The sequence below is a fragment of the Cystobacter fuscus DSM 2262 genome (assembly GCF_000335475.2).
GTDB lineage: Bacteria > Myxococcota > Myxococcia > Myxococcales > Myxococcaceae > Cystobacter > Cystobacter fuscus.
Window position 1 is genome coordinate 114,030 of the sequence record NZ_ANAH02000026.1, and the last position, 23,053, is coordinate 137,082.

Here is a 23,053-nt window from a genome sequence, read left to right on the forward strand (position 1 = left end):
CGTGCGGAAAACAGCTTACTCCCCGCTTTAGCGGGACTCGGCGGTCCGCGCGGGCTCGCCCTCGGGCGCGTCACCCGCGCTCGTGAGCGGCTTCAACTGCTCGCGCATCTGGAGGATCTGCTCGCGGGCCATCGTCTTGAGCCGCTCCAGATCCGCGAGCGTCATGCCCTTGGTGGAGATGGGTGTGCCCACCGTCACCAGGGCGCGCGCGGTGGCGAAGCGCCAGGAGTGTTTGGGCAGCGCGCGGCGCGTGCCGCTCACCGCCAGGGGCAGCACGTCCGCGCCCGTCTCGATGGCCAGCCGGAAGGCACCATCCTTGAAGGGCAACAGCTCGTCGGTCTTCGAGCGCGTGCCCTCGGGGAAGATCATGATCGGCATGCCCTTGTCGAGCCAGCGCTTGCAGATGCCCATGGCCTGCATGGCCGAGTCCTTCTCGCCCCGGCGCACGGGGATGTCGCCCGCGAGCCACATGCTCCAGCCCACCACGGGAATCTTCAGCAGCGACGCCTTGGCCATCCACTTCATCTCCCAGGGCAGCATGGAGATGATGAAGGGATCCGCGTTGGACTCGTGGTTGCTCACCACGACGGTACGGGGCGCGGGGCGCACGTACGTGCCATGGATGCCGAACTTCCAGAAGGGGTTGAGTCGGGCGGCGGTGGTGCCCATGAGCCGGAAGGCGCGTCCCGTCACCACCTTGCGCTTGTCGAACGGCCAGGTGATGACCGCCAGGGGAGCCTGGATGCAGAAGCCCGTCAACGACACCAGGCCGGTTTCCAACCACGCGTACATGGAGAGCAGTGCATTCATGGGAGTGCCCCCCCGCCTATCAGCGACGGACCTTGGGGTCTAGATCCACGCTCACCGGACAGTGATCCGAGCCGAGCACGTGCGGGTGGATGGCGGCGCGCTTGACGTAGGGCATGGCCCCGGGCGAGGCGAGCACGTAGTCCAGGCGCCAGCCCACGTTGCGCTCGCGCACCCCGAAGCGCTGGCTCCACCAGCTGTAGTGCCCTGCCCCCTTCTCGAAGTGGCGGAAGGTGTCCACCCAGCCCGCGCGCAGCCAGCGGCAGAACTCCTGGCGCTCCTCCAGGAGGAAGCCACTCGTCTCCCGGTTGTCCTTGGGCCGCGCCAGGTCGATCTCTTGATGCGCCGTGTTGAAGTCGCCCACCACCACGATGCGCTCGCCGTCGCGCAGGCCCTTCTCCAACAGCTCGAAGAGACGGCGATAGAAGGCCAGCTTGAAGGGCACGCGGCTGTTGTCGCGCTCCTTGCCGTTGCCATTGGGGAAGTAGCAGTTCACCACCGTGAGCCGGCCGAAGCGGGCCACCTGCAGCCGGCCCTCCGTGTCCATCTCCTCCACGCCCAGCACGGACACCACGTCGTCCGGCGTCTTGCGCGAGAACAACCCCACCCCGCTGTAGCCGGGGCGCTTCGCCGACACGATGTGCGCCATGCGCCACCCCTCGGGCTGGCGCACCTCCTCGGGGAGCTGCTCCTCCCGGGCGCGCACCTCCTGCACCCCCACCACATCCGCCTTCTCGGCGGCCAACCAGTCGAGGAAGCCCTTCTTGTGGGCCGCCCTCAAGCCATTCACGTTCCAGGAAACGATCCGCACGGTACGGCTTCTTTGCCCAAGCGGCCCGGGTACGGCAAGGCCCTCTCTCTACGCCCCGCTCGCCCTGCCCGGCCAGGCCGGCCCCACGCCGTGTGCCTGACGGAAGGCCCGTATGCTCCGGGCAATCTCCTCGCCCGCCTCCAACAACCCGGCGTGGCCCGCGTCCTCCACCAGCACCCAGTCCGCGCCGGGCAGGCACTCGCGCATGCGCGACATCTCGCGCAGCGGCACGAGCAGATCATCCTGGGCGGCGATGATCTGCGTGGGCACCTGGAGCGTGTGCAGCACGTCCCACGATTGCGGCCCCTCGAGCAGCCCGCGCATCGTCAGCCAGTAGGTGCGCGGATCCATGAGGCGCAGGGCCTCGAGGAACACCTGGATCTCCTCGCGAGGCGCCCGCGCCCGTAACAGGCCCGTGACCCGGGCGAACGAATAGGCCCAGCGCGAGGCGACCAGGGGCTGGACGACGGGGGCCAGCCGGGGCACCAGGGGCGTCAACCCCGCGAAGGCCCGTGCCAGGGTGGCCTGTCCCCCCGGCAGGGGAACCACCCAGTTCCGCGGGTCCGGCACGGAGGGACTCCCCGCCACGAGCGAGACGGCGGCCACCAGCTCCGGCCGGCGCCGGTACAACTCCAACAACACCCGGACGCCCATGGAGAAGGCCACGTGGTGGAGCGGGCGCCCATTGCCCTCGGCCATCACCTGTTCGGTGACGCGCTCCAGGTCGTCCACCTGGGCACGCAGCGAGTAGTCCTCCCCCGGGGGCAGCTCGCTCCGGCCATGGCCCCGGTAGTCCCAGTGCACCACCCGGTGATCGCGCTCCAGGTCCATGACGAGGTGGCGCCAGAAGTTCTCCGTCGTCCCGATGCCATTGGTGAGCAGCACGGCCGGGCGGGACAGGAACTCCGGAGCGGGCTCGCCCTGGGCGGCCGCGTGCGTGTGATAAGCGACGCGGGTACCATCCGGCGCGGTGATGAAGCGGGTGAGATAGCTGTAGGGCATGTGCCCCCCACCATTCTGATGCTTTCCCGGCGCCGCAAGGCCCCGCGTTCACTATCGTGCGCCACCCCTCATGACTTCCGTCACCTTCCCGTCCCCGCTCGCGCGCTGGCTCGAACCCCGCCCCCCCGGCGCGGACGCCCCCCCGGCCGTCGTCGCCGTGGGGACGATGAACTTCGGAGGCCGCACGCCCGCGCCCGAGGCCCGGCGCATCGTGGAGCGCGCCCTGGAGCGCGGCGTGCCCTTCTTCGACACCTCCAACTCCTACAACCACGGCGAGGCGGAGCGCCTGCTGGGCCCGTCGCTGCGAGGCCGGCGCGAGCAGGTGGGCATCGCCACCAAGGTGGGGCTGGCGCGCATCCGAGGCAAACCCGAGGGCCTGGGCGGAGCGCATCTGGTGCGCGCGGTGGAGGAGAGCCTGAGGCGGCTGCGCACGGAGTACGTGGACGTGCTCTACCTGCACGCGCCGGACGCGGCCACGCCGGTGGAGGAGACGCTCGAGGCCGTGCACGGCCTGCTCACCGCGGGCAAGGTGCGGCACTGGGGGGTGTCCAACCACGCCGCCTGGCAGATCCTCGAGCTCAACGGGCTGTGCGCCGGGCGCGGCATGCCCCGCCCGGTGATTTCCCAGGTGCTCTACAACGTGCTCGTGCGGCAGGTGGAGGTGGAGTACCTGCCCTTCACGCGCCGCCATCCCCTGCACACCACCGTCTTCAACCCGCTGGCGGGCGGGTTGCTCTCCGGCCGCTACGCGCCGGGCGCCCCCATCACCCCGGGCTCGCGCTTCGAGGGCAACCGCCTGTACCAGAGCCGCTACTGGTCCCCGCCGCTGCTGGACATGGCCGCGCGCCTGCGCGACGTGGCCGGGCAGGCGGGACTGTCGCTGGTGGCGCTCGCCTATGGGTGGCTCGTGGGGCGGCCCGGGGTGGACTCGGTGCTCGCGGGCCCGGGGACGGTGGAGCACCTGGACGCCGCGCTGGACGCCTGCGCCCGGCCCCTGCCCGAGGACGTGGCCCGGCGCGTGGACGAGCTCTACCGGGAGTGGCAGGGCACGGACGCCAGTTACGTGAGGTGAACATGCTGGCGGTGGATGCGAAGACCTTCGAGATCACGGACGTGCTGGCGCACTACGCCGAGCACGGCTACGCGCGGCTGGGCCGGGTGCTCGACGCGCACGGGCTCGAGCTGCTGCGCGAGCGCGCGGACGACTTGATGCTCGGCCGGGTGAGCTACCCGGGTTTCTTCTGGCAGATGGACGCGCCCACCGGGCGCTACGAGGACGCGCCGCTGGGGCTCGGCTGGCAGGGGCCCTCGCTGGACTACCGCAAGCTGGAGAAGCTGGAGAAGGACGAGCGCTTCCTCGCATGGATGCAAAACCCCCTCTTCGAGCGCATCGCCCGCGCGCTGCTGCCGCCCGGAGACATCTCGCTCTACCGGGCCATCCTCTTTCACAAGGGCCAGCGCGGCGGCAGCGAGGTGCCGTGGCACCAGGATGGAGGCAAGCTGTGGGGCCTCACCCGGGACCCCGAGCTCCAGGTGTGGACGGCACTGGATGACGCACCTCGGGACGGCGGCTGTCTGGAGGTGGTGCCCGGCAGCCACCGCTGGGGACTGGCCACGCCGCTCGGAGGCGTGGTGCCTCCGGATCAGGTGGCGGCCCGGGGTGCCGAGCGCCTCGGGGTGGCCCTGCCGGTGGAGGCCGGGGAAGTGGTGTTGCTGCACAATTACGTCTGGCATCGCTCGGGGCCGAGCCGCACGGGCCAACGCCGCCGGGGCTTCTCCGCCTGCTATATGGACGAGGCCACCCGCTGCGTGCGCAAGAAGAAGGCCCCCCGGGACTTCTTCCCCCTCTTTCGCGCTGGAGAGCACCCATGACGGCTCAGACCGTCGAACTCAACGGAGTCCGCGTCCTCGAACTGCCCGCCGAGGGCCCCCGGCTCCGGGACGCCATCGAGCTCATCACCCTGGCCTCCGAGCACCAGGCGGACCTGGTGGCGATCCCCGCCGGGCGCCTGGACGAGGACTTCTTCAAGCTGGCCACGGGGGTGGCCGGAGAGCTCGTCCAGAAGTTCGTCAACTACCGCCTGCGGCTCGCCATCCTGGGCGACATCTCCGCCCGGGTGGCGGAGAGCAACGCCCTGCGCGGCTTCGTCATCGAGGCGAACCGCGGCCAGCAGCTCTGGTTCCTGGAGGATCGGGAGGCCCTGGCGGCGCGCCTGCGTTGATCCAGGAAGTGGTAGACTTCAGCGCCGAATGAAGTCAGACGGTTCGGCGCCGCGTGCCCTGTTCCAGCTGAAGAGGAACAACTACTTCGCCTGCGCGGCGCTGTTGTTGGTTTGCGGCGTGCTCCTCCACCTGCCGGTGTTCACCGCCTATGTCCGGCTCGCGCCAATGCTGCTCGCCTGGGCGGTGGGCTTCGTGGCGCTCGGAGCGGGCGTGGGCGCCGGATGGATTCCGGTGAAGGTCTCGGGCGTGTGCGCGGGCCTCATCGGCATCCTCGCCAACACGTGGCTCATCCACCTCACCGGAGGGCTGAACAGTCCCTTCTTTCCGGCGCTCGCGACCATACCGTTGCTCATCGCCATGTACACCCCGGATGCCTGGTGGCCCACGCTGGTGAGCGGCACGGCCATGCTGGGCTCGGTGGCGTTCCTGGACACGATGGCCCACCTGCCGGTGGAGGTGATGGTGCCGCAGCTGCTCGCCCTCGCCATCATTGGCGGGGTGGCCCTCTTTGGTTCGCGCACCTACCGGCGCATGTGGGACGCGCAGAAGGCGGCGCAGCAGGAGCGCTTGCACGCGCTGGAGCAGCTCGCGGAGAGCGAACGCCGCCGGGTGCGCGTCGAGCGCGAGCGCGCCGAGGTGGAGCGGCTGGTGTTGGTGGGGCAGCTCGCCGCCGGGGTGGCCCACGAGGTGAACAATCCCCTGTCCTTCGTGAAGTCCAACCTGAGCTACCTGGAGCGGGAGGCGAGGGCCTTCGGCACGGAGCTGGACCGGGCGGAGCTGTGTGACGTGCTCGCCGAGACACGGCATGGGGTGATGCGCATCGAGCAGATCGTCACGGATCTGCGCGGCTTCTCCCGCGGCGACGAGGGCAACCAGGAGGTGGGGATGCCGGAAGAAGCGCTGAACGAGGCGAGGCGGCTGGCATCGGTGCGCCTGCGCAACCTGGCCGAGGTGACGGTGGATGTGCCTCCGGGGTTGCCACCGGTCCAACTGGGACATCGGCACATGGTGCAGGTGCTCCTGAACCTGCTGGTCAACGCCGCGGACGCGGTGGAGATGGTGACGCCCTCGCGTCCGGCCCGCATCGGCGTGGGGGCGCGGCGGGTGGACGGCGGGGTGCGGGTGGTGGTGGAGGACAACGGCCCGGGATTTCCTCCCGAGGTGCTGGCGCGGCTCTTCGAGCCCTTCTTCACCACCAAGCCCCCCGGCAAGGGCACCGGGTTGGGGCTCGCCCTGTGCCGGGAGTACGTCACGCGCGGCGGCGGCACGCTCCACGCGGAGAACCGCCCCGAGGGCGGTGCCCGCTTCGTCCTGATGCTGCCCGTGTGCCTGGAGCGTCCCTCGGCGAGGGGGTGATTCCGAGGCCACCCGGCTTCGCCCGCTTGTCTGGTGGGTGGGCGGCGCGAGACGACGGGGTGACGCACCGGGAGGCGGCACCCCTACGTTGAGGGGTCCTCATCCCGGGAGCCTCGAATGACCCGCATGCATCGACACGTTGGCGGCCTGTTGAGCACGCTGGCGCTGGTATCCGCCGAGCCCGTTTCAGGTGCCCCGTCCCCCGCGCCTCCCGCTCCGGAGACGCTGCGCTTCACCGATGATGGGCGCATTCCCAACTCGCGCTTCCCGGTGTTGATCTACCGCGCCGTGCTGCCCCCGGAGACGGAGGATCTGGCCGGGGCCTTCGAGACGCTGTTCCGGCGGCACGGCTGGCCCGCCCAGTGGCGCGCGGGCGTCTACGCCATCCACCACTACCATTCGACGGCGCACGAGACCCTCGGTGTCGCCGCGGGCCACGCGCGGTTGATGCTGGGCGGCGAGCACGGCCAGGAGGTGGACGTGGGACCCGGAGACGTGGTGGTCCTCCCCGCGGGCACGGGACATCGCCGCCTCCGGGCCGACTCGGAGTTCCTCGTGGTGGGCGCCTACCCCGAGGGCCAGCAGTGGGACATGATGCGAGGCGAGCCCTCCGAACGGCCCGCGGCGCTCGAGCGCATCGCCGCCGTCCCCCTGCCCAAGGGAGATCCCGTGAGCGGAGCGAAGGGCGCCCTGGTGACCCTCTGGAAGTAGGGCCCTGGCTCGCCTGCTCCGCGTCCTGGCATCCAGCGCCCACGGCATGGCACTCCGGGACAGCGGACCCTACCCTTGCCTGTCACCGCCACACAGGAGCGCCGCCATGGGATTGATGGATCGCATCTTCGGACGAGGTTCCTCGCCTTCGGTGCCTTCGGCCCGCCCCGCCGCCACGAGCGCGGGGTCCGCCGATGACCAGGCGCTGGCCCGCTATCGCTATCTGCTGCGGACGGCCCCTCCCGAGGCGATCGAGCAGGCTCACGCCGAGGCCTTCGCCCAGCTCACGCCCGAGCAGCGCACCCGCGCCCTGCGCGAGCTGAGCCAGGAACTGCCCCCCTCGGAGCGGGGCTCGGCTCCCCTGAACGCCGATCCCCGGACGCTCGCGCGGATGGCGACCCGCGCCGAGATGCGCCAGCCCGGCTTCATGGAGCGCACCTTCGGGGGTGGGGGCTTCGGGGGCGGCGGCTTCGGCAGCATGCTGGCCGGCAGTCTGCTCGGGAGCATCGCCGGCAACTTCATCGGCACGGCGATCGCCCACCAGTTCCTCGGCGGCTTCGATGGAAACGAGCCGGGCGATCTCGACGCCGCTCAGGCGGAGGCCTCGGGCCAGGAGGAGAACGGGGGCGGCTTCGACGACAGTGGCTTCGACGACGGGGGCGGCTTCGACGGGGACAGCCTCGACGTGTGACGCCGCGCCCTACCCGCCCAACGCCGTCTTCATCTTGCTCTTGCGGATGGCCGGCAGGCTGATGCGGAAGGTGCTGCCCTTGCCCACCTCGCTGCTCGCGGTGATCTCCCCGCCAAAGCCGGTGATGATGCCGTGGCAGATGGACAGCCCGAGGCCCGTGCCCACGCCCACCGGCTTGGTGGTGAAGAACGGATCGAAGATGCGGCTGAGCACCTCGGGCGCCATGCCGCACCCGGTGTCGCGCACCTCGAGGATGGCGTGGTCGCTCTCCGCGCGCAGCACCACGCGGATCTCGTTCTTGTCCGGCTGGCCCGCGCTGATGGCATGCGCGGCGTTGATGAGCAGGTTGAGCACCACCTGACCGAAACGCGCCTCGCTGCCCTCCACGAGCGGCACGTCGGACATGTCCTTGACCACCGTGGCGCGGTGGCGCAGCTCGCCGCGCGCCAGCGCCAACGCCGAGTCGATGACGCGCCGCAGGTCCACCGCCGTGGGCAGCTCCTCGTCTCCGCGCGAGAACGTCTTCAGGTCCTGCACGATGAGCCGCACCCGGTTGACGCCCTCGTTCGTCTCCTCCAGCACCTCCTCCAGCTCGCTCAGGCGGCCCGGGGGCAGCAGCTCGGTGATGGCGTGCAGCTCCTCGGTGAGGAAGGACAGGTTGGAGATGACGAAGGCGAGCGGGTTGTTGATTTCGTGCGCCACGCCCGCCGCGAGCGTGCCCACCGACGCGAGCCTGTCGGCGACGACGAGCCGCGCTTGGATCTGCTTGCGCTCGGTGAGATCGCGCGCGCTGACGATCGTCGCGGGCTGGCCGGCGAAGACGAGCCGCAGGCTGCTGATCTCCGCGGTGAGCACGCCACCGTCCGGGGGCAAAAAGCGCACCTCGCGCACGCGCAGCGAGGTGCGGCCGGGCAGCATGCCTCCATCCAGCGTGCCGGCCGCGGCGGCGCGGTCATCCGGGTGGATGAAGTCCAGGAGGGAGCGGCCCACCAGCTCGCTGACCTTGAGGCGCAGGAACGAGCACGCCGACGGGTTCACGTACAAGAGCGGCCCGCCGCGGTGCACGAAGATGGCCTCGGGCGAGCCCTCGATGAGGGCGCGGAAGCTCTCCTCGGAGCGGCGCAGCGCCTCCTCCGCGGCCTTGCGCTCGGTGATGTCGAAGGACACGCCCCCGAGGAAGCGCCGGCCCGAGCTGTCGCGGGCGATGAAGCGGTAGGTGAGGAACTGCCGCGGCTCGCCATCGGGCGTGGGGATCATGCTCTCGGAGACCGAGGGCTGACCGGACTTGAACGCCTGATCGTCCTGTTCGCTCAAGAGCGAGACCGTCTCCGGCGGCATGAGCTGCTCGTCGGGGATGGTGCTCACGTCGGTGCCGGGCGCCAGCGCGAAGAAGCGCCGGAAGGGCTCGTTGACGAAGACGCGCCGGCCGCTCTCGTCCTTCATGTACGCGAGCGCCGGGTTGTTGTTGAGGAAGGAGTCGAAGAGGTGCTGGCTCTCCTGGAGCGCGGTGACGATGGAGGCCACCTCCGTCATCAGCGCCTGCTTCGCGGCGTGTTCGGCGGCGTTGCCCATGGCGGCGCCCAGCAGGCCCGCCATCAGCTCCAGCGTGCGCTCGTCCGAGTCCACGAAGGCATAGGGCACCTGCGACACGATGCTCAGCACGCCCACCGTCTGGTTGTCGCGCTTGAGCGGCACGTTGAGCATCGAGCGCACCTTGAGCCGGCGCGCCACGTCGAAGTTCGCCCGCGGGTCGCGCTCGGCGTCGTCCGTGCGCATCACCTGGCCGCGCAGCACGCTCGAGCCCGCCATGGTGCTGCCCACCGGCAGCCGCGCACCCTCGAACTGCTTCGAGTAGCCCGTGCAGACGCGGTAGTACATCTCATCGCCCTCGATGAGGCCCACCGCCGCGCCACCCGCGCCGCAGAGGATCATCGCGCGCTCGGAGATGAGCCGCATCACCACCTCGAGATCCAACCCCGCCAGCGCGATGTCGTTCTGGGTCTGGATGATGGCCGCCAGCCGCTCGATCTCCCCGCGCGCCGACTCCTCGTGGGATTGCCGGCGCATGAAGGCGTAGCAGCGGCGCTCGAACAGGGTGATGCGCGCGCGGATGTCCGCCGCCTGGAAGGGCGCCACCAGGTAGTCGTCCACGCCGATTTCCATCAGCGGGGACAACTCCTCATCGGCGAGGCTCGAGACCATGCCGATCATGGACACCTCGGCGGCGCGGATCTGCGCGCGCAGGCGGGTGAACCACTCGGATTTCTCGCGGACCTGTTCGGCGCCGACCACCAGGACGTCCACCAGGGAGATGGTGGCGGCCGTCACCTCGGGACCCGAGGCCACCACGACTTCGTGCCCCATCTGGGCGAGTTCCGACCCGATCGGATGGTCACCGTCGCGGCTGAGAAGGAGAAAGCGCATGGAAGCGGAGGCGAATCCGGGGAGAGCGGAAGATTGAAGGAGTAAGGCCCTTGCCGTCCACCCCGGCGTGCCGGATTCCGGGGGGGAGTCCCCTGTTTTCACGCAAGCCTACCCCCGTTCTCCGGTCCGAGGGGAGTGGACGTTGGTCGATCCCGGATGATCGCCAGCCAGCCGCCCCCCCCCACGAGTGCTCTATGGCCGACGATCGAGCCGTCTCCTCCTACGCACTGGGGCACGCGGGGCGACGGAAAATGACGCGGCCTGCCTGCGCGTCCGGGCCAGACGGCCTATCTCAAGCCGACCCACGCGGTGTGTGCTGGTGCCGCGGGGGCCAGGTGCATGCTCTGGACGGGGGCGGGTCCGGGGGAAGGTGACAGAATGAAGTACATCCTCGCGGTGGGGATCTCGATGATGGTGTTCGGCGCCGTCCAGGTGTCGACGCTGCCCCAGACGGCGGACCCGCGCGAGCAGAGCGCGTCCGCCGTCCTCTTCGTCCCGGGTGCCCTGACGGTCATGACACGCAGCCTCGGCACGGAGCTGAGCGGGGAGCGGGTTCTGCAAGCCCCTCACGCGGCGTACGTGCCCACACGTGCGGCGGAGCTGTTTGGCCGCCAACCGGATGCCTCCTCGCGCGCCCGGACCCTCGCCGATGAGGTCCAATACGCTCGGCCCCACCTCATTGGTCTGCAGCAGGTGACCGAGTTGAGGCTCCAATCCCCCGGGGACGCACTCTTCGGGGGCCGCGAGCCGGCGCGGACGCCCTACCTGGATCCGCTCCCCCTGCTGCTGGGCGAACTGGAGGCACGGGGCCTGCACTACCGGGAGGTCGCCCGGGTGCGCAACACGGACGTGGAGGTGCCCCTGCGCCGGGGGCAGGAGCCGACCTTCGACGATTTGCGCCTGACGGACTTCGACATCATCCTCGCGCGCTCGGACGTGACGGTGAGCCAGGTGCGCACGGGCAATTACCTGGCGCGCCGCGAGGTGAAGCTGCCGCGCATGGCGCCGGTGGAGCTGACGCGCGGGTGGGTGTCGGTGGCGGCCGAGGTGGAGGGGCAGCGCTACCGCTTCGTCAGCACGCACCTGGAGCCCGCGCCGGGCGAGGAGGGTCTGCGCGTGCAGCTCGCGCAGGCCGAGGAGCTGATCGGCTCGCTGCGGGGCGAGACGCTGCCGGTGGTGCTGGTGGGGGACTTCAACTCGCCGGCGAACCTGGGGCTGGTGGGCGCGCCCACCTACCGGGAGCTGCTGCTCGCGGGCTACGTGGACGTGTGGACGCGCCGCCTGGGGGGCGCGCTCGCCTCGGGAGGAGGCCTGACGCTGGGGATGACGGCCATGGAGGAGCGGCTCAACCTGGTGCTGGTGCGCACGCCCGTGTCGCCCGCGCCCCGCCAGCTCGGCCCGGTGCTGGCCTATGGAGTGGGGGCGCTGCACGAGCGGCGGCGCTTCGGGCCATGGCGCACGGACCTGTCCGGCGTGGTGGCGCGCCTGCGCATGCCCGTGTCCGCGCGCAACTGAGTACAGTGGCGGCCGTGAGCGCGCCGTCCCGAGTCCTCGTCGCCGAGCAACCCCACTACCTGCCGTGGCTGGACTTCCACGAGCAGCTGGCGCGCGCGGACACGCTGGTGGTGCTGGACAACGTGCAATGGCTGCGGCGGGGCTGGCAACGCCGCGCGCGGGTGGCCCTGCCCTCCGGCACTCCCCTGCCCCCGCCCACCGAGCCTGCCTACCAGTGGCTGACGATTCCCCTCGAGGGCGCCCATCGCGACACGCGCATTGGCGACCTGGTGGTGGACACGAGCCAGCCCTGGACGCGCAAGCACCTGGCCACGCTGACGATGCTCTACGGCCGCAGGCCCTACTTCCGCTCCCAGGTGCTACCCCGGCTGGAGCGCTTCTACGCCGCGGCGGCCGAGGAGCGCGGCCCCGGCTCGCTCCTGCGCACGCTGCTCTCGAGCATGACGCTCTTCGCCGAGCCCCTGGGACTCGCGCCGCGCGTGGTGCTCGCCTCGAACCTCGCGCGCTCGCTGCCGGAGAAGACGGAGCGCCTGGCGGACTACTGCGTCCAGCTCGGCCAGGACACGTACTACTCGGCGGTGGGCTCGCTCTACCTGCGGCCAGGCCCCTTCCGGGAGCGCGACGTGCGCCTGCTGTGGCAGAAGTTCCGCTATCCCGCGTACGACCAGGGCCGCCCCGGCGAGCGCTTCGTGGTGGGCCTGTCCATCGTGGACGTGCTGTCCAACGTCCCCGTGGACATGGTGCGCGAGTGGCTCGCGCCCAGTCCCTGGGGGCCCTTCGCCCGGCCCGATCCGGAGCCGGAGCGCTGAGGCTCCAGGCTCTCCGGAAGACCGCTCAGGACGCCGCGGTGCCGTCCTTGTCGAAGCGCACGAAGTAGCTGCGCACCGCGGCATCCACCAGCTCCCGGGTGAGCCGGGGCGACTCGCCGTGGTAGTGCGCCATGTCGATCATCTGATCCAACAAGTCGCGTGGCTGGCACGCCGCGAAGGGGCGGATGTTGGGCGTGTAGTGGGCGTCGATGAGGTACTGCACGATGTCGGCGTCGTAGTCCACGCCACGCTTGCGGCACATCACCTCGAAGATCTGATGGAAGAGATCCTCGTCCGGCCGCTGCACCTCGAGCTTGTAGCGCACGCGGCGCAGGAAGGCGTCGTCGACGAGATCGCTCGGATCCAGGTTGGTGGAGAAGGCGGAGAACACGTCGAAGGGCACCTGCACCTTCTTGCCCGTGTGCAGCGTGAGCATGTCCACGTCGCTCTCCAGCGGGACGATCCACCGGTTGAGCAAGTCCTTGGGCGACACCTTCTGACGGCCGAAGTCGTCGACGAGGAGCATCCCGTTGGTGGCCTTCATCTGGAAGGGCGCCTCGTAGTACTTGACCTCGGGGGAGTACACGAGATCGAGCATCTCCAGCGTGAGCTCGCCCCCGACGACGACGAGGGGCCGGTGGCAGCGCACCCAGCGCCTGTCGTAGGGCTGGGCGCCGGCCTCCTCCTCCACGGGCTTGTGCAGGATGTTGTCGTAGATGCGGACGATGAAGTCGTCGATGAGGATGGCGTGGGGGATGAAGATGTCCCCAGCGAAGCAGTTGACCATGCCCTGGCAGATGGCCGTCTTGCCGTTGCCCGGGGGCCCGTAGAAGAAGATGGCGCGTCCGGAGTTCATCGCCGGGCCGATGCCGTCGAAGATGTAGTCGCGGATGATGAGGTCGCCGAACTTGTCCTCCATCCGCTGGCGGGTGATGCGGTTGCCGCGGATGGTCTGCTTCTTCACGGCGCTGATCCACTCCTGGAGCGTGACGGGAGCGGGGCCGTTGTAGCGGTTGCGATCGAGGATCTGCCGCAGCACGTCCGTGGCGAACGTGGTGAGCTGGTAGATCATCGTGGACTTGCCGAGACCCGAGCCGCCACCGCCGCGGATGTCGATGTACTTCTGGCGGCGCAGGCCCTCGAGCACGTCATCCACCACGGAGGTGGGCAGCTTGAGGCGGTTGGCGATGTCCATGCCCCGCATCTCGCCCGCGTAGAAGATGGCCTTGAGGACGAGCTCCTCCACCATGCTGGCGGTGAGGCCGGACTCCTCGAGCGTGCGCGGCTGGGCGGGCCAGAAGCGGGCACCCTCGGGTGTCTCTCCCGCATCGGAGGGGACGCGGCGCACCGTGCCGGTGCTGGTGCGGCGCTCGGGCCCGGCCGGGTTGCCGCTCGAGGAGCCCGCGCGGCGCTCGACGACCCCGGGGGATGGCTCCGAGGGGGACGCTGGAGGACCCGGACGGCGCGAGTCGACCACCACCGACGGCTGATCCGCGCCGGAGCCCGGCGGGGTGGCGCGGCGCTGCGGCTCGGCGAAGGGAGGAGGCGTGTCCAGGCGCGGCGGAGGAGGCGTCGTGCGCTTCTCCGGGGGCCCGCCCGCGACCTCCGAGGAGGGGGGAGGAGGAGGAGGAGCGCGGCGATCGGTCACGGGCTCCACGGACGTCAGGCTCCGACGGGACTCGGCCGGGGGGGAGGGCCGGCGCTCGAGGAAGGCACTGGGGCCGGCGGGGCGGCGCTCGGTGGCCGTCAGGGTGGGCGGAGTCCGCGGCGGTCCCGGGGGTGCTCCGAGACCAGGAGCCGGCCGGGTCCGGGGAGGCGAGGAGCCAGGGCCCGCCGCGACCGTGGGAATCTCCTGGGGAGTGAGGGTGCGGCTGGTGTCTCGCTCGCTGTCGTCGGGGGACTCGAATCCGGGGGGACTCGCCCCCGGCCTCCGCTGCTCGGCCATGCATGCTCCGGGTTGAGACACCGACTCTATCAGGACCGGGCGGTGCTAGGTTGTGACGTATGAGCTTCTTCCAGGAACCGCCCCGCCTGGGCAATCAGTATGACGAGGACGTCTTGCTGCGCAGCTACCTCGAGCGGGTGCTGCCCCCGGACCTGAAGGCCTCGCTCGAGGACGAATTCCGGGAGCTGGGCGAGCTGTCGGGCGGCTACTTCTACGAATTCCAGCTCAGGGACAGGCTGAACGAGCCCGAGCTGACCCAGTGGAACGCCTGGGGCCAGCGGGTGGACCACATCGAGGTGTCCCCCCTGTGGAAGGAAGCCGAGGCGCTGACGGCCAGGCGGGGGCTGGTGGCGGTGGCATACGAGCGCAAGAGTGGAGATCGCTCGCGCGTGCACCAGTTCGCGCTCAACTACCTCATCCAGCCGTCGCTGGACATCTACTCGTGTCCGCTGGCGATGACGGACGGGGCGGCGCGCACGCTGGTGTCGCTGGGCGACAAGGCGCTGGTGGAGCGCGCCCTGCCCCACCTGACGTCGAGGGATCCGTCGACGTTCTGGACGTCGGGCCAGTGGATGACGGAGCGCACGGGCGGCTCGGACGTGGGGCTGACGCAGACGGTGGCGCGGCGGGACGCCGAGGGGTGGAAGCTGTACGGGACGAAGTGGTTCACCTCGGCGACGACGGCGCAGATGGCGCTGACGCTGGCGCGGCCCGAGGGCAATGGGGAGGGAGGCAAGGGCCTGGCGCTCTTCTACGTGGAGACGCGGGGGGCGGATGGGCGGATGAATGGGATTCAAATCAACCGGCTGAAGGACAAGCTGGGCACGCGCAAGGTGCCGACGGCGGAGCTGACGCTGGACGGGGCGCGGGCGGTGCCGGTGGCGGGGCTGACGGATGGCATCCGCAACATGGCGTCGATGCTGAACGTGACGCGCACGTGGAACGCGGTGGCGTCGGCGTGGATGATGCGGCGGGGGCTGGCGCTGGCGCGCGACTACGCGAAGCGGCGGGTGCAGTTCGGCGCGCCCCTGGCACAGAAGCCGTTGCACGTGGACACGCTGGCGGGGCTGGAGGCGGAGTTCCACGGGGGCTTCCTGCTGGCGTTCCGGGCGGCGGAGCTGCTGGGCAGGATGGAGGCGGGCACGGCGACGGAGGAGGAGTTGCTCTTGCAGCGGCTGGTGACGCCGCTGGCGAAGCTGACGCTGGGGCGGCAGACGGTGCACGTGACGTCGGAGGTGGTGGAGGGGTTTGGCGGCGCGGGGTACGTGGAGGACACGGGCGTGCCGCGGCTCTTGGCGGACGCGCAGGTGCTGTCCATCTGGGAGGGGACGACGAACGTGCTCTCGCTGGACGCGCTGCGGGCGATGGCCAAGGGGGGCACGCTGGAGGCGCTGGACGTGGACGCGCGGCGGCGGCTGGCGGCGGCGAAGGACGCGGGACTGCGGCCGGGCGTGGTGGCGGTGGAGGAGGCGCTCGGCAAGGCACGGGCGTGGGTGATGGAGGCGATGAAGGACCCGGCGGGGGTGGAGGCGGGAGCGCGGCGGTTCGCGCTGACGCTGGGCCGCGCCTACGAGCTGGCGCTGCTGGTGGAGCACGCTCAGTGGTGCCTGGACCACGGACACGGCCCGAGGGCGATGGCGGCGGCGCGGCGGCTCACGCGCCATGGCGTGGATCTGCTCGCCGACATGAACCTGGAGGAGTCGCGGCTGCTCGTGGAGTAGCGCGGGGACTCCGCCTGCCTCAGCGCGCCCAGAGTCCACCCAGCTCCAGCAGGAGTGGCGTGAAGGGCTCGGCGCGCACGAGGGCCTGGCCGCTGTGCGTGCCCAGCGGCGCCCAACGGGCCCCCTCCAGCCCGTACACCTCCAGGGCCTGCCGCGGCGGGTCCACCAACCACAGGTGGCGCACGCCCTCGCGGGCATAGACCTTCATCTTCTTCTCCCGGTCCAGCACCGCCGTGGATGGGGAGAGCACTTCACAGACCCAATCCGGTGCGAGGATGACGCGGACCTCCTCGGGCATCTCCGGCATGCGCTCGCGGCGCCAGGCGGCGAGGTCCGGCACCAGGATGTCCTCACCCAGGCGTAGCTCGGGCTCGAAGAGGAGCAACCAGCCACCGGGGCCTCCCCGCCCTTGGTCAAAGGGGTTGTAGAGGGCGTTGTGCAACGCGCCCTGGGCACACGCATGGCGCAAGGCGGGCCGGGGACTGACGTACAGCTCGCCGTCCACCCGTTCCGCCACCCGGTGTGGAGGCACCGCCTCCAGGTCCGCGTCGGTCGCCTTGCGTCGCTGGCCGCTCATGTCTGGAGGATGGACAGCCGGGCGGGCCTCTTCAAGCGCGGTCCAGGCCAGACTACCCGCGCAGGTCACCCGGAGCCCTTCCGTTCACGCCACCGGCCGGATGGAGCGTTGAGCCTGCCGGAAGAATTGGGAGCAGGAGTAGTCCAGCGGGGCCTCCTCGTGCTGAAGCGCATGGCGGGCGCGCAAGAAGGGCAGCCATGCCTTGTCCCCCACGCGCACCGCGCTCTCTTCCAGCTTGCGCCTTGGCACCCACTGCCCGCCCAGCGCGGACACCAGGTACATCCCCAGCCATGCCCCCAGGGCGGGAATCAACGCCTCCTTTTCCTCCGCCGAGAAGCGCTCTCCCCAGCCCAGGTGCCACAGAGCGAAGTCCACCGCGGCGAGCGCTTCCAGCGTTCCCTCCGTCGCCTCGGGCACCTGCTGCGAGTGCATCAGCGCGACGAGTTGCTCGGCGTAGAGCCGCTCGTAGGTGTCGATGGCCTGCTTCACGTCCTCCACGTCCGGCGGAAGTGCCTGTTCTACGGGCAGCCACTCCGAGACGGGAGGCGGACGGTAGTGGTTGAAGCGCTCGACCACCCGGCGCTTGTTCTCGAGTCCCTCGAAGGCGACCTTCTTGTGGAGGATGTCGGCCACGTCTTCGTCGAAGTGCACGGGGATGGGGACGAAGACGCGGCTGCGCTGGCGCAGGGTTTCCAAGGTGGTTTCCAATTTCAACTCGGGCCGCAGATGAACCAGGGCCCGGGCCTGGGCCTGCCGCGCCTCCTCGGAGTCGAAGTCAGCGGGCGTCGGCCGGGTGAGGAGAAGCACGGCTCCTCCTGGCAACTCCTCTATCACCGAGGCGGGCGTGGATAACACATGCTCACGTCCCATCTCCGACACCATCTGAGGCCCATACACATTGAGCCAGTAGACTTCATCCACTTGGTAGGGCGCGAACGGATCTTCCACGAGGGGATTGATTCCCATGGAAAAGTCAGTGGCGCTATGTCCGAAGCCATAGGTCACAGGGAATAGTGAGGCAAAGCTCCTTACCCACGACAAAATCCGTCTCGAGTGGTCCTCAGCGGCCCCCGGTTGCCGGACAATCGAGAAAGGTGTGAGGTCCAAACTCACGAAGAGTCGCCCACTCCTTTCTTTCTCGGAAAGGCTGATCCACAACCCCATCCAGGGAGCATTGGAACATTCAACGGCGAACGACGTATGCCCTTCGCTGGATTGCTCGAGGAATATCTCGCGGACAGCCTTGCGAGAGTATTTTCGTCTCCTTTTTCCACTCAGGAGGGTGTCTGGCGAACCGCTTCCTTCCATGGATTCGATGAAATCGAGTATCTTCTCAAACCCTTTCGCACCCTGCTCCACTGGATAGGCTGGCGAATGGAGATGGAGCCAGAATCCGTCTTGGCTGTTCCATTCATCACTCGGCATGGAAATGGAGTTCGACACCACGAGCTCTTGCCTCGAACCGAAGGGTTTTCCTGAAAAATTCTGGTACAAACCGCGCGTCATAAACAAGATGAACCTGGCTGACGGAGACTTCTCGTCCGAATAGTGGATGACCAGGCCGACGAATCTCCACCCGTCCCCCGTATTTCTTCAGCGCCTCTCTGGCATCCATGGAAACCCAGTGGCGTGCTTCCACTTCGCTCATGCGCGTGAAGTCACGTTGCTTGTTACTGAAGCAATGCACCGTGGGCTTCCCTCCATGAACCAAGGATGCCTCGTCCACAGCGATCTGGTCCACATAGGTCAGCACGGGCCCCGGCTCACGGGACAGTCCCAGGTTCCCATCCACCCGAGCCCGCGACAGGCCTCGCAGATACACCCTCTCCGCCTCGGGCAATATAACCTCCCGTTGGAGGGCGCGCGTGACCCCATGCTGGAAGTCCACCCCTCCTTGGACCTGGCTCCGGAAGACAGTGTAGTCCGGCCACTCCAGAGGCGGCTTCACCTCGGACAGCCGTGCCGCTCCCGGCCGGCGCCCCGCCAGTTCCCCGTAACGCTTCTCCCAGTAGGCGACGTAGTCCACCCACCTCGGGTGGTCCGCGGCCACGCCAGGGGGAGTCGCCTGCAAGGAGGGCCGTCGACGTTCCAGCAGCTTCAAATCACTGGACTGGCGAGCGCCATTCGCGACCGCCTCGGCCTCCCGTAGCCGGACCTCCAGCGCCGCCGCTTCCTCCAGCGCCGCCGCCTCTTCCGCCTGGCTCAGAGCGCGCTGCCGCGCCACGCCCTCCCGGGCCAGCTTCTCCGCCTCCGCCGCTCCCGCCCTCACCTCCCCACTCGCGGCGCGGCCTTCCACCGCCATCGCCACACCCCCCACGAGCAGGGCGTTCAACGCCACCGTGATGACGGCGCTCTCCACCTGCTCGCGCCGAGCCTGTCGCTCGAAGCCTCGTGCCAACAACCCCCGCAGCCGGGTGCCTCCCGGGCCCGGCGAGGAAATCAACTCACTCAGCTCCGCCCAGCGCACCGTGCACGTGGGCAAGGCGCTACAGCCCAGCCCCAGCGCCTTGTCCGCCAGCTCCACCCCCGCGGCTTCGGTCGCCACCTCTAGTTGGTCCAGCAGCCTCCGGGCCCGCGCGTCCCCGGCCTGTGCATCCGCATAGACTTTCTCGAGATGCGCGCTGCGATGCACCAGCAGCACGCCCGAGGTCTCGCCAACCAATCGCCCCTGGGCATCGCTGTACAGCCCATAGTCGAAGGGCGGAGCCACGTCCCGCCGCCACATCTCCGACGGTACGGCCTCCACACCGCCGCATCGGCTCCCCATCAACACCACGGAGAGCACCACCAGCCATACCCGCCACAGAGGCTCAGAAGTGCAGACGGTCTTCACCTCAAACTTCCTCCGTTCACTCTGCCGGCCGGATGGAGCGTTGAGCCTGCCGGAAGAATTGGGAGCAAGAGTAGTCCAGCGGGGCCTCTCCATGCTGAAGCGCATGGCGGGCGCGCAAGAAGGGCAGCCACGCCCTGTCCCCCACACGCACCGCGCTCTCTTCCAGCTTGCGCCTTGGCACCCACTGCCCTCCCAACGCGGACACCAGATACATCCCCAGCCAGGCCCCCAGGGCGGGAATCAACGCCTCCTTTTCCTCCGCCGAGAAGCGCTTCCCCCAGCCCAGGTGCCACAGGGCGAAGTCCACCGCGGCGAGCGCTTCCAGCGTTCCCTCCGTCGCCTCAGGCACTTGTTGCGAGTGCATCAGCGCGACGAGTTGCTCGGCGTAGAGCCGCTCGTAGGTGTCGATGGCCTGCTTCACGTCCTCCACGTCCGGTGGAGGCGCTTGTTCCGCGGGCAGCCACTCCGAGACGGGAGGCGAGCGGTAGAGGTTGAAGCGCTCGACCACCCGGCGCTTGTTCTCGAGTCCCTCGAAGGCGACCTTCTTGTGGAGGATGTCGGCCACGTCTTCGTCGAAGTGCACGGGGAGGGGGACGAAGACGAGGCTGCGCTGGCGCAGGGTTTCCAGGGTGGTTTCCAGTTTCAACTCGGGCCGCAGATGAACCAGGGCCCGAGCCTGGGCCTGCCGCGCCTCCTCGGAGTCGAAGTCCGCCGGCGTTGGCCGGGTGAGCAAGAGAACGGAGCCGCCCGGTAGAGTCTCGATGTGTGAGGCAGGAGTGGAAAGGACTCGATCGTGTCCGAGCTGTTCCAATAATCGTGAACCATACACGCTCAACCAGTACTCCTCGAGAACGGAAGCTCGATCAAAGGGATTCTCGGCGTTCAGGTCGACCCCCATACAATAGTCGACCCAGCTATGGCCCAATCCATGAGAAATGGGATACCGCTGGGCAAATGCCCTCACCAGACTCAAGATTCGTTCCGCACACGAGTCCGCCGAGTGCTCTTCACGGACAAGAGAAAAAGGGCTGACCCTCAATTCGAGAGAAAGACGATCCGGCTTCTGCTCTTGTTGGAAGCTCAAGTGCACGCTGACATCAGGAGGCTTCGTCCTGTCCAGTGTGAACATGACACATGAACCAACGGCCATCTCCTGTAGATGCTTCCACAGAACCTGACGAGAGTATTTTCGCTTGCGTCTTCCGGAGAAGATTCGATCTGGCCTCCAGCGCTCATCGAGAGACTCAATCATGATCAGCAGTTCTTCAAGCCCCTCGAATCCTCTGTCGAGTGGATTGTCTGGAGAGTGAATTTCGAGATAAAAATCATCTTCTTCGTTCCACTCATCGTTATTCATGAAAATGGATCTCGACATTGAATTTTCTGGCGATCTGCTGAATCGCGACCCTGGTCCTTTTTTGAGGAACGAGCCGACCATCGTAGATAAGATGCACTTTGCTTATGGTGACCTTGCGTCCAAAAAGGGGATGGCCAGGGCGACGTATTTCAACCATTCCTCCATATTTTTCCAGGGCTTCCCTGGCATCCATGGAAACCCAATAGCGTACTTCCACTTCGCCCATGCGCGTGAAGTCACGTTGCTTGTTACTGAAGCAATGCACCATGGGCTTCCCTCCATGTGCCAAGGATGCCTCGTCAACCATGAATTGGTCCACAAAGGTCAGCACGGGCCCCGGCTCACGGGACAGTCCCAGGTTCCCATCCACCCGGGGCCGCGACATGCCTCGTAGATACACCCTCTCCGCCTCGGTCAGTGTGGCCTCCCGTTGGAGGGCGCGCGTGACCCCCTGCTGGAAGTCCACCCCTCCTTGGACCTGGCTGCGGAAGACGGTGTAGTCCGGCCACTCCAGCGGCGGCTTCACCTCGGACGGCCGTGCCGCTCCCGGTCGGCGCCCCGCCAGTTCCTCATAACGCTTCTCCCAGTAGGAGACGTAGTCCGCCCACCTCGGGTGGTCCTCGGCCACGCCAGGGGGTGGCTCCCGCAGGGAGGGCCGCCAACGTTCCAGCAGCTTCAAATCACTGGACTGGCGCGCGCCATTCGCGACCGCCTCGGCCTCCCCCAGCCGGACTTCCAGCGCCGCCGCTTCCTCCAGCGCCGCCGCCTCCTCCACCTGACTCAGGACCCGCTGCCGCGCCACGCCCTCTCGGGCCAGCTTCTCCGCCTCCGCCGCTCCCGCCCTCACCTCCCCACTCGCGGCGCGGCCTTCCACCGCCATCGCCACACCCCCCACGAGCAGGGCGTTCAACGCCACCGTGATGACGGCGCTCTCCACCTGCTCGCGCCGAGCCTGTCGCTCGAAGCCTCGTGCCAACAACCCCCGCAGCCGGGTGCCTCCCGGGCCCGGCGAGGAAATCAACTCACTCAGCTCCGCCCAGCGCACCGTGCACGTGGGCAAGGCGCTACAGCCCAGCCCCAGCGCCTTGTCCGCCAGCTCCACCCCCGCGGCTTCGGTCGCCACCTCCAGTTGGTCCAGCAGCCTCCGGGCCCGCGCGTCCCCGGCCTGTGCATCCGCATAGACTTTCTCGAGATGCGCGCTGCGATGCACCAGCAGCACGCCCGAGGTCTCGCCAACCAATCGCCCCTGGGCATCGCTGTACAGCCCATAGTCGAATGGGGGCGCCACATCCCGCCGCCACACTTCCGACGGCACGGCCTCCACACCGCCGCATCGGCTCCCCATCAACACCACGGAGAGCACCATCAGCCAGGCCCACCCCAGGGGCCCTGAAGCACAGCTGCTCTTCACCCCGGAACCTCCTCCCGCCCTTCCGAAAAAAAGCCGTGTGGGCAGCAACGTTAACCCGCCCTGCCATGCTCCTCCACACCAGGATGCGGAGCCTCGCCTGCTCCACGAGCTGTCGGGTTTTCCCGTGAGCGCATGGACGATGGAAAGATGATGTGTTAATTCACCGCCGCGCTCATGGACAGCCACACCGATATTACCGATGGCATTGGTATTCCTGACGCATCAGGTCAATCCCCCCAAGTATCTCATCCCCCAAGAAAATGAACATGAATCATTTCAAGACGTATGGCCTCGCCGTGGTGGCAATGGCTTTCAGCGCGTGCGGTCCCGCTCCCGAAGGGTCGAAGCAGGCCGAGGGCGTCGCGCGGATCGAGTCGGCGCTGACGGCTCCCATTCCGAACACGACGTGCGTGGTCGAGGCGACGGAGCCCTACAAGTACGACAGCGGTCCGTACGCGGGCCAGATCAGCGCCCAGGCGTCTGTCTGGGACTGCAGCCAGGACTACCCGATCATCTACGTGTGCTCGATCATCGAGAAGAGGTCGGTGAGCAGCACGGGCGTCGTCACCTGGACGGCGGTGCCGGGCAGCCGCAGTTGCTATGCCGAGACGAACACCGACTTCGGCGGTCAGACGGCCACCCCCACCACCAACCCCGCGGGGACGTACCGCCAGCGCTCCCAGGCGGCGATCAAGCTCAACGCGACGACGTGGACCCCGGCGCAGCCGTCGACCTGCGGCACGCTGTCCAGCAACGTGCCGTGCGCGTTCACCTCCGTGATCTCCCCGAGCGTCGCGCTGTAATACGCGCCCTCCGGGCGTGAGTCCCCGAAGGTCCGGCCCGTGCCTCGCGCGCGGGCC

Annotated in this window: 20 protein-coding genes; 10 read left to right on the forward strand and 10 right to left on the reverse strand. The window is 68.8% G+C overall.

The features are described from left to right. Positions 1-27: 27 nt before the first annotated feature. The 3 genes from D187_RS33935 to D187_RS33945 are packed head-to-tail and all read right to left on the reverse strand — an operon-like array spanning position 28 to position 2,620. Positions 28-810, reverse strand: a complete 783-nt coding sequence (locus tag D187_RS33935; protein ID WP_002624286.1) for a lysophospholipid acyltransferase family protein — start codon at positions 808-810, stop codon at positions 28-30. A 19-nt stretch (positions 811-829) separates the two neighbouring features. Continuing rightward, positions 830-1,618: an exodeoxyribonuclease III gene (locus D187_RS33940; RefSeq protein ID WP_002624287.1), complete on the reverse strand. Its 789-nt coding sequence runs from the start codon at positions 1,616-1,618 to the stop codon at positions 830-832. Between the two features lie 48 nt (positions 1,619-1,666). Then, positions 1,667-2,620 carry an alpha/beta fold hydrolase gene (locus tag D187_RS33945; protein WP_002624288.1) on the reverse strand — a complete coding sequence of 318 codons (954 nt, stop codon included), beginning with the start codon at positions 2,618-2,620 and terminating at the stop codon, positions 1,667-1,669. A gap of 70 nt (positions 2,621-2,690) precedes the next feature. On the opposite strand from D187_RS33945, the gene D187_RS33950 reads away from it, so the two are divergent. The 6 genes from D187_RS33950 to D187_RS33975 all read left to right on the forward strand — a co-directional run bounded on the left by D187_RS33950 (position 2,691) and on the right by D187_RS33975 (position 7,601). After that, a complete protein-coding gene (locus tag D187_RS33950; RefSeq protein WP_002624289.1) occupies positions 2,691-3,692 on the forward strand; it encodes an aldo/keto reductase in 1,002 nt (333 codons plus the stop codon). Between the two features lie 2 nt (positions 3,693-3,694). Then, positions 3,695-4,492 (forward strand): phytanoyl-CoA dioxygenase family protein, encoded by a 798-nt coding sequence (locus D187_RS33955; RefSeq protein ID WP_020918461.1) that lies wholly within the window; start codon positions 3,695-3,697, stop codon positions 4,490-4,492. Next, positions 4,489-4,842, forward strand: a complete 354-nt coding sequence (locus tag D187_RS33960; protein ID WP_002624291.1) for a DUF4180 domain-containing protein — start codon at positions 4,489-4,491, stop codon at positions 4,840-4,842. The genes D187_RS33955 and D187_RS33960 overlap by 4 nt, the downstream gene beginning before the upstream one ends. A 28-nt stretch (positions 4,843-4,870) precedes the next feature. Further along, positions 4,871-6,199: a sensor histidine kinase gene (locus D187_RS33965; protein WP_002624292.1), complete on the forward strand. Its 1,329-nt coding sequence runs from the start codon at positions 4,871-4,873 to the stop codon at positions 6,197-6,199. A gap of 126 nt (positions 6,200-6,325) precedes the next feature. Then, positions 6,326-6,910: a cupin domain-containing protein gene (locus D187_RS33970; RefSeq protein WP_245591891.1), complete on the forward strand. Its 585-nt coding sequence runs from the start codon at positions 6,326-6,328 to the stop codon at positions 6,908-6,910. A 106-nt stretch (positions 6,911-7,016) separates the two neighbouring features. Continuing rightward, on the forward strand, positions 7,017-7,601 hold the full coding sequence (locus tag D187_RS33975) for a hypothetical protein (protein WP_002624294.1): 585 nt from the start codon (positions 7,017-7,019) through the stop codon (positions 7,599-7,601). Positions 7,602-7,610: 9 nt separating this feature from the next. Here D187_RS33975 and D187_RS50765 read toward each other — a convergent pair whose 3' ends face one another. Next, the gene (locus tag D187_RS50765) at positions 7,611-9,965 is read right to left on the reverse strand and encodes an ATP-binding protein (protein ID WP_002624295.1); all 2,355 of its coding nucleotides are present in this window, start codon (positions 9,963-9,965) and stop codon (positions 7,611-7,613) included. 438 nt (positions 9,966-10,403) lie between these two features. Here D187_RS50765 and D187_RS33990 point away from each other — a divergent pair, with 438 nt between their 5' ends. Continuing rightward, on the forward strand, positions 10,404-11,540 hold the full coding sequence (locus D187_RS33990; protein WP_002624298.1) for an endonuclease/exonuclease/phosphatase family protein: 1,137 nt from the start codon (positions 10,404-10,406) through the stop codon (positions 11,538-11,540). A 5-nt stretch (positions 11,541-11,545) separates the two neighbouring features. Further along, positions 11,546-12,349 (forward strand): WbqC family protein, encoded by an 804-nt coding sequence (locus D187_RS33995; protein WP_002624299.1) that lies wholly within the window; start codon positions 11,546-11,548, stop codon positions 12,347-12,349. 25 nt (positions 12,350-12,374) lie between these two features. Here the strand turns inward: D187_RS33995 and D187_RS34000 are convergent, their stop codons facing one another. Beyond that, entirely contained in the window at positions 12,375-14,294 is a 1,920-nt protein-coding gene (locus D187_RS34000) for a DUF8689 domain-containing protein (RefSeq protein ID WP_002624300.1), read from the reverse strand. A 59-nt stretch (positions 14,295-14,353) separates the two neighbouring features. Between D187_RS34000 and D187_RS34005 the strand changes: the two genes are divergently transcribed. Further along, complete coding sequence (locus tag D187_RS34005; protein WP_002624301.1) at positions 14,354-16,015, forward strand: acyl-CoA dehydrogenase family protein; 1,662 nt, start codon at positions 14,354-14,356, stop codon at positions 16,013-16,015. Between the two features lie 19 nt (positions 16,016-16,034). On the opposite strand, the gene D187_RS34010 is transcribed toward D187_RS34005, so the two are convergent. The 5 genes from D187_RS34010 to D187_RS58330 form a co-directional block, all read right to left on the reverse strand. Continuing rightward, positions 16,035-16,592 carry a Uma2 family endonuclease gene (locus D187_RS34010; protein ID WP_043432757.1) on the reverse strand — a complete coding sequence of 186 codons (558 nt, stop codon included), beginning with the start codon at positions 16,590-16,592 and terminating at the stop codon, positions 16,035-16,037. Positions 16,593-16,676: 84 nt separating this feature from the next. Then, entirely contained in the window at positions 16,677-17,399 is a 723-nt protein-coding gene (locus tag D187_RS58320; protein WP_245591893.1) for a hypothetical protein, read from the reverse strand. Positions 17,400-18,006: 607 nt separating this feature from the next. After that, entirely contained in the window at positions 18,007-19,425 is a 1,419-nt protein-coding gene (locus tag D187_RS58325; protein WP_020918463.1) for a hypothetical protein, read from the reverse strand. A gap of 16 nt (positions 19,426-19,441) precedes the next feature. After that, positions 19,442-20,782 (reverse strand): hypothetical protein, encoded by a 1,341-nt coding sequence (locus D187_RS51720; RefSeq protein ID WP_002624305.1) that lies wholly within the window; start codon positions 20,780-20,782, stop codon positions 19,442-19,444. After that, positions 20,775-22,148 carry a hypothetical protein gene (locus D187_RS58330; protein WP_245591894.1) on the reverse strand — a complete coding sequence of 458 codons (1,374 nt, stop codon included), beginning with the start codon at positions 22,146-22,148 and terminating at the stop codon, positions 20,775-20,777. The genes D187_RS51720 and D187_RS58330 overlap by 8 nt, the downstream gene beginning before the upstream one ends. A 311-nt stretch (positions 22,149-22,459) precedes the next feature. On the opposite strand from D187_RS58330, the gene D187_RS34035 reads away from it, so the two are divergent. Further along, positions 22,460-22,996 (forward strand): hypothetical protein, encoded by a 537-nt coding sequence (locus D187_RS34035; protein ID WP_020918466.1) that lies wholly within the window; start codon positions 22,460-22,462, stop codon positions 22,994-22,996. Positions 22,997-23,053: the final 57 nt, after the last annotated feature.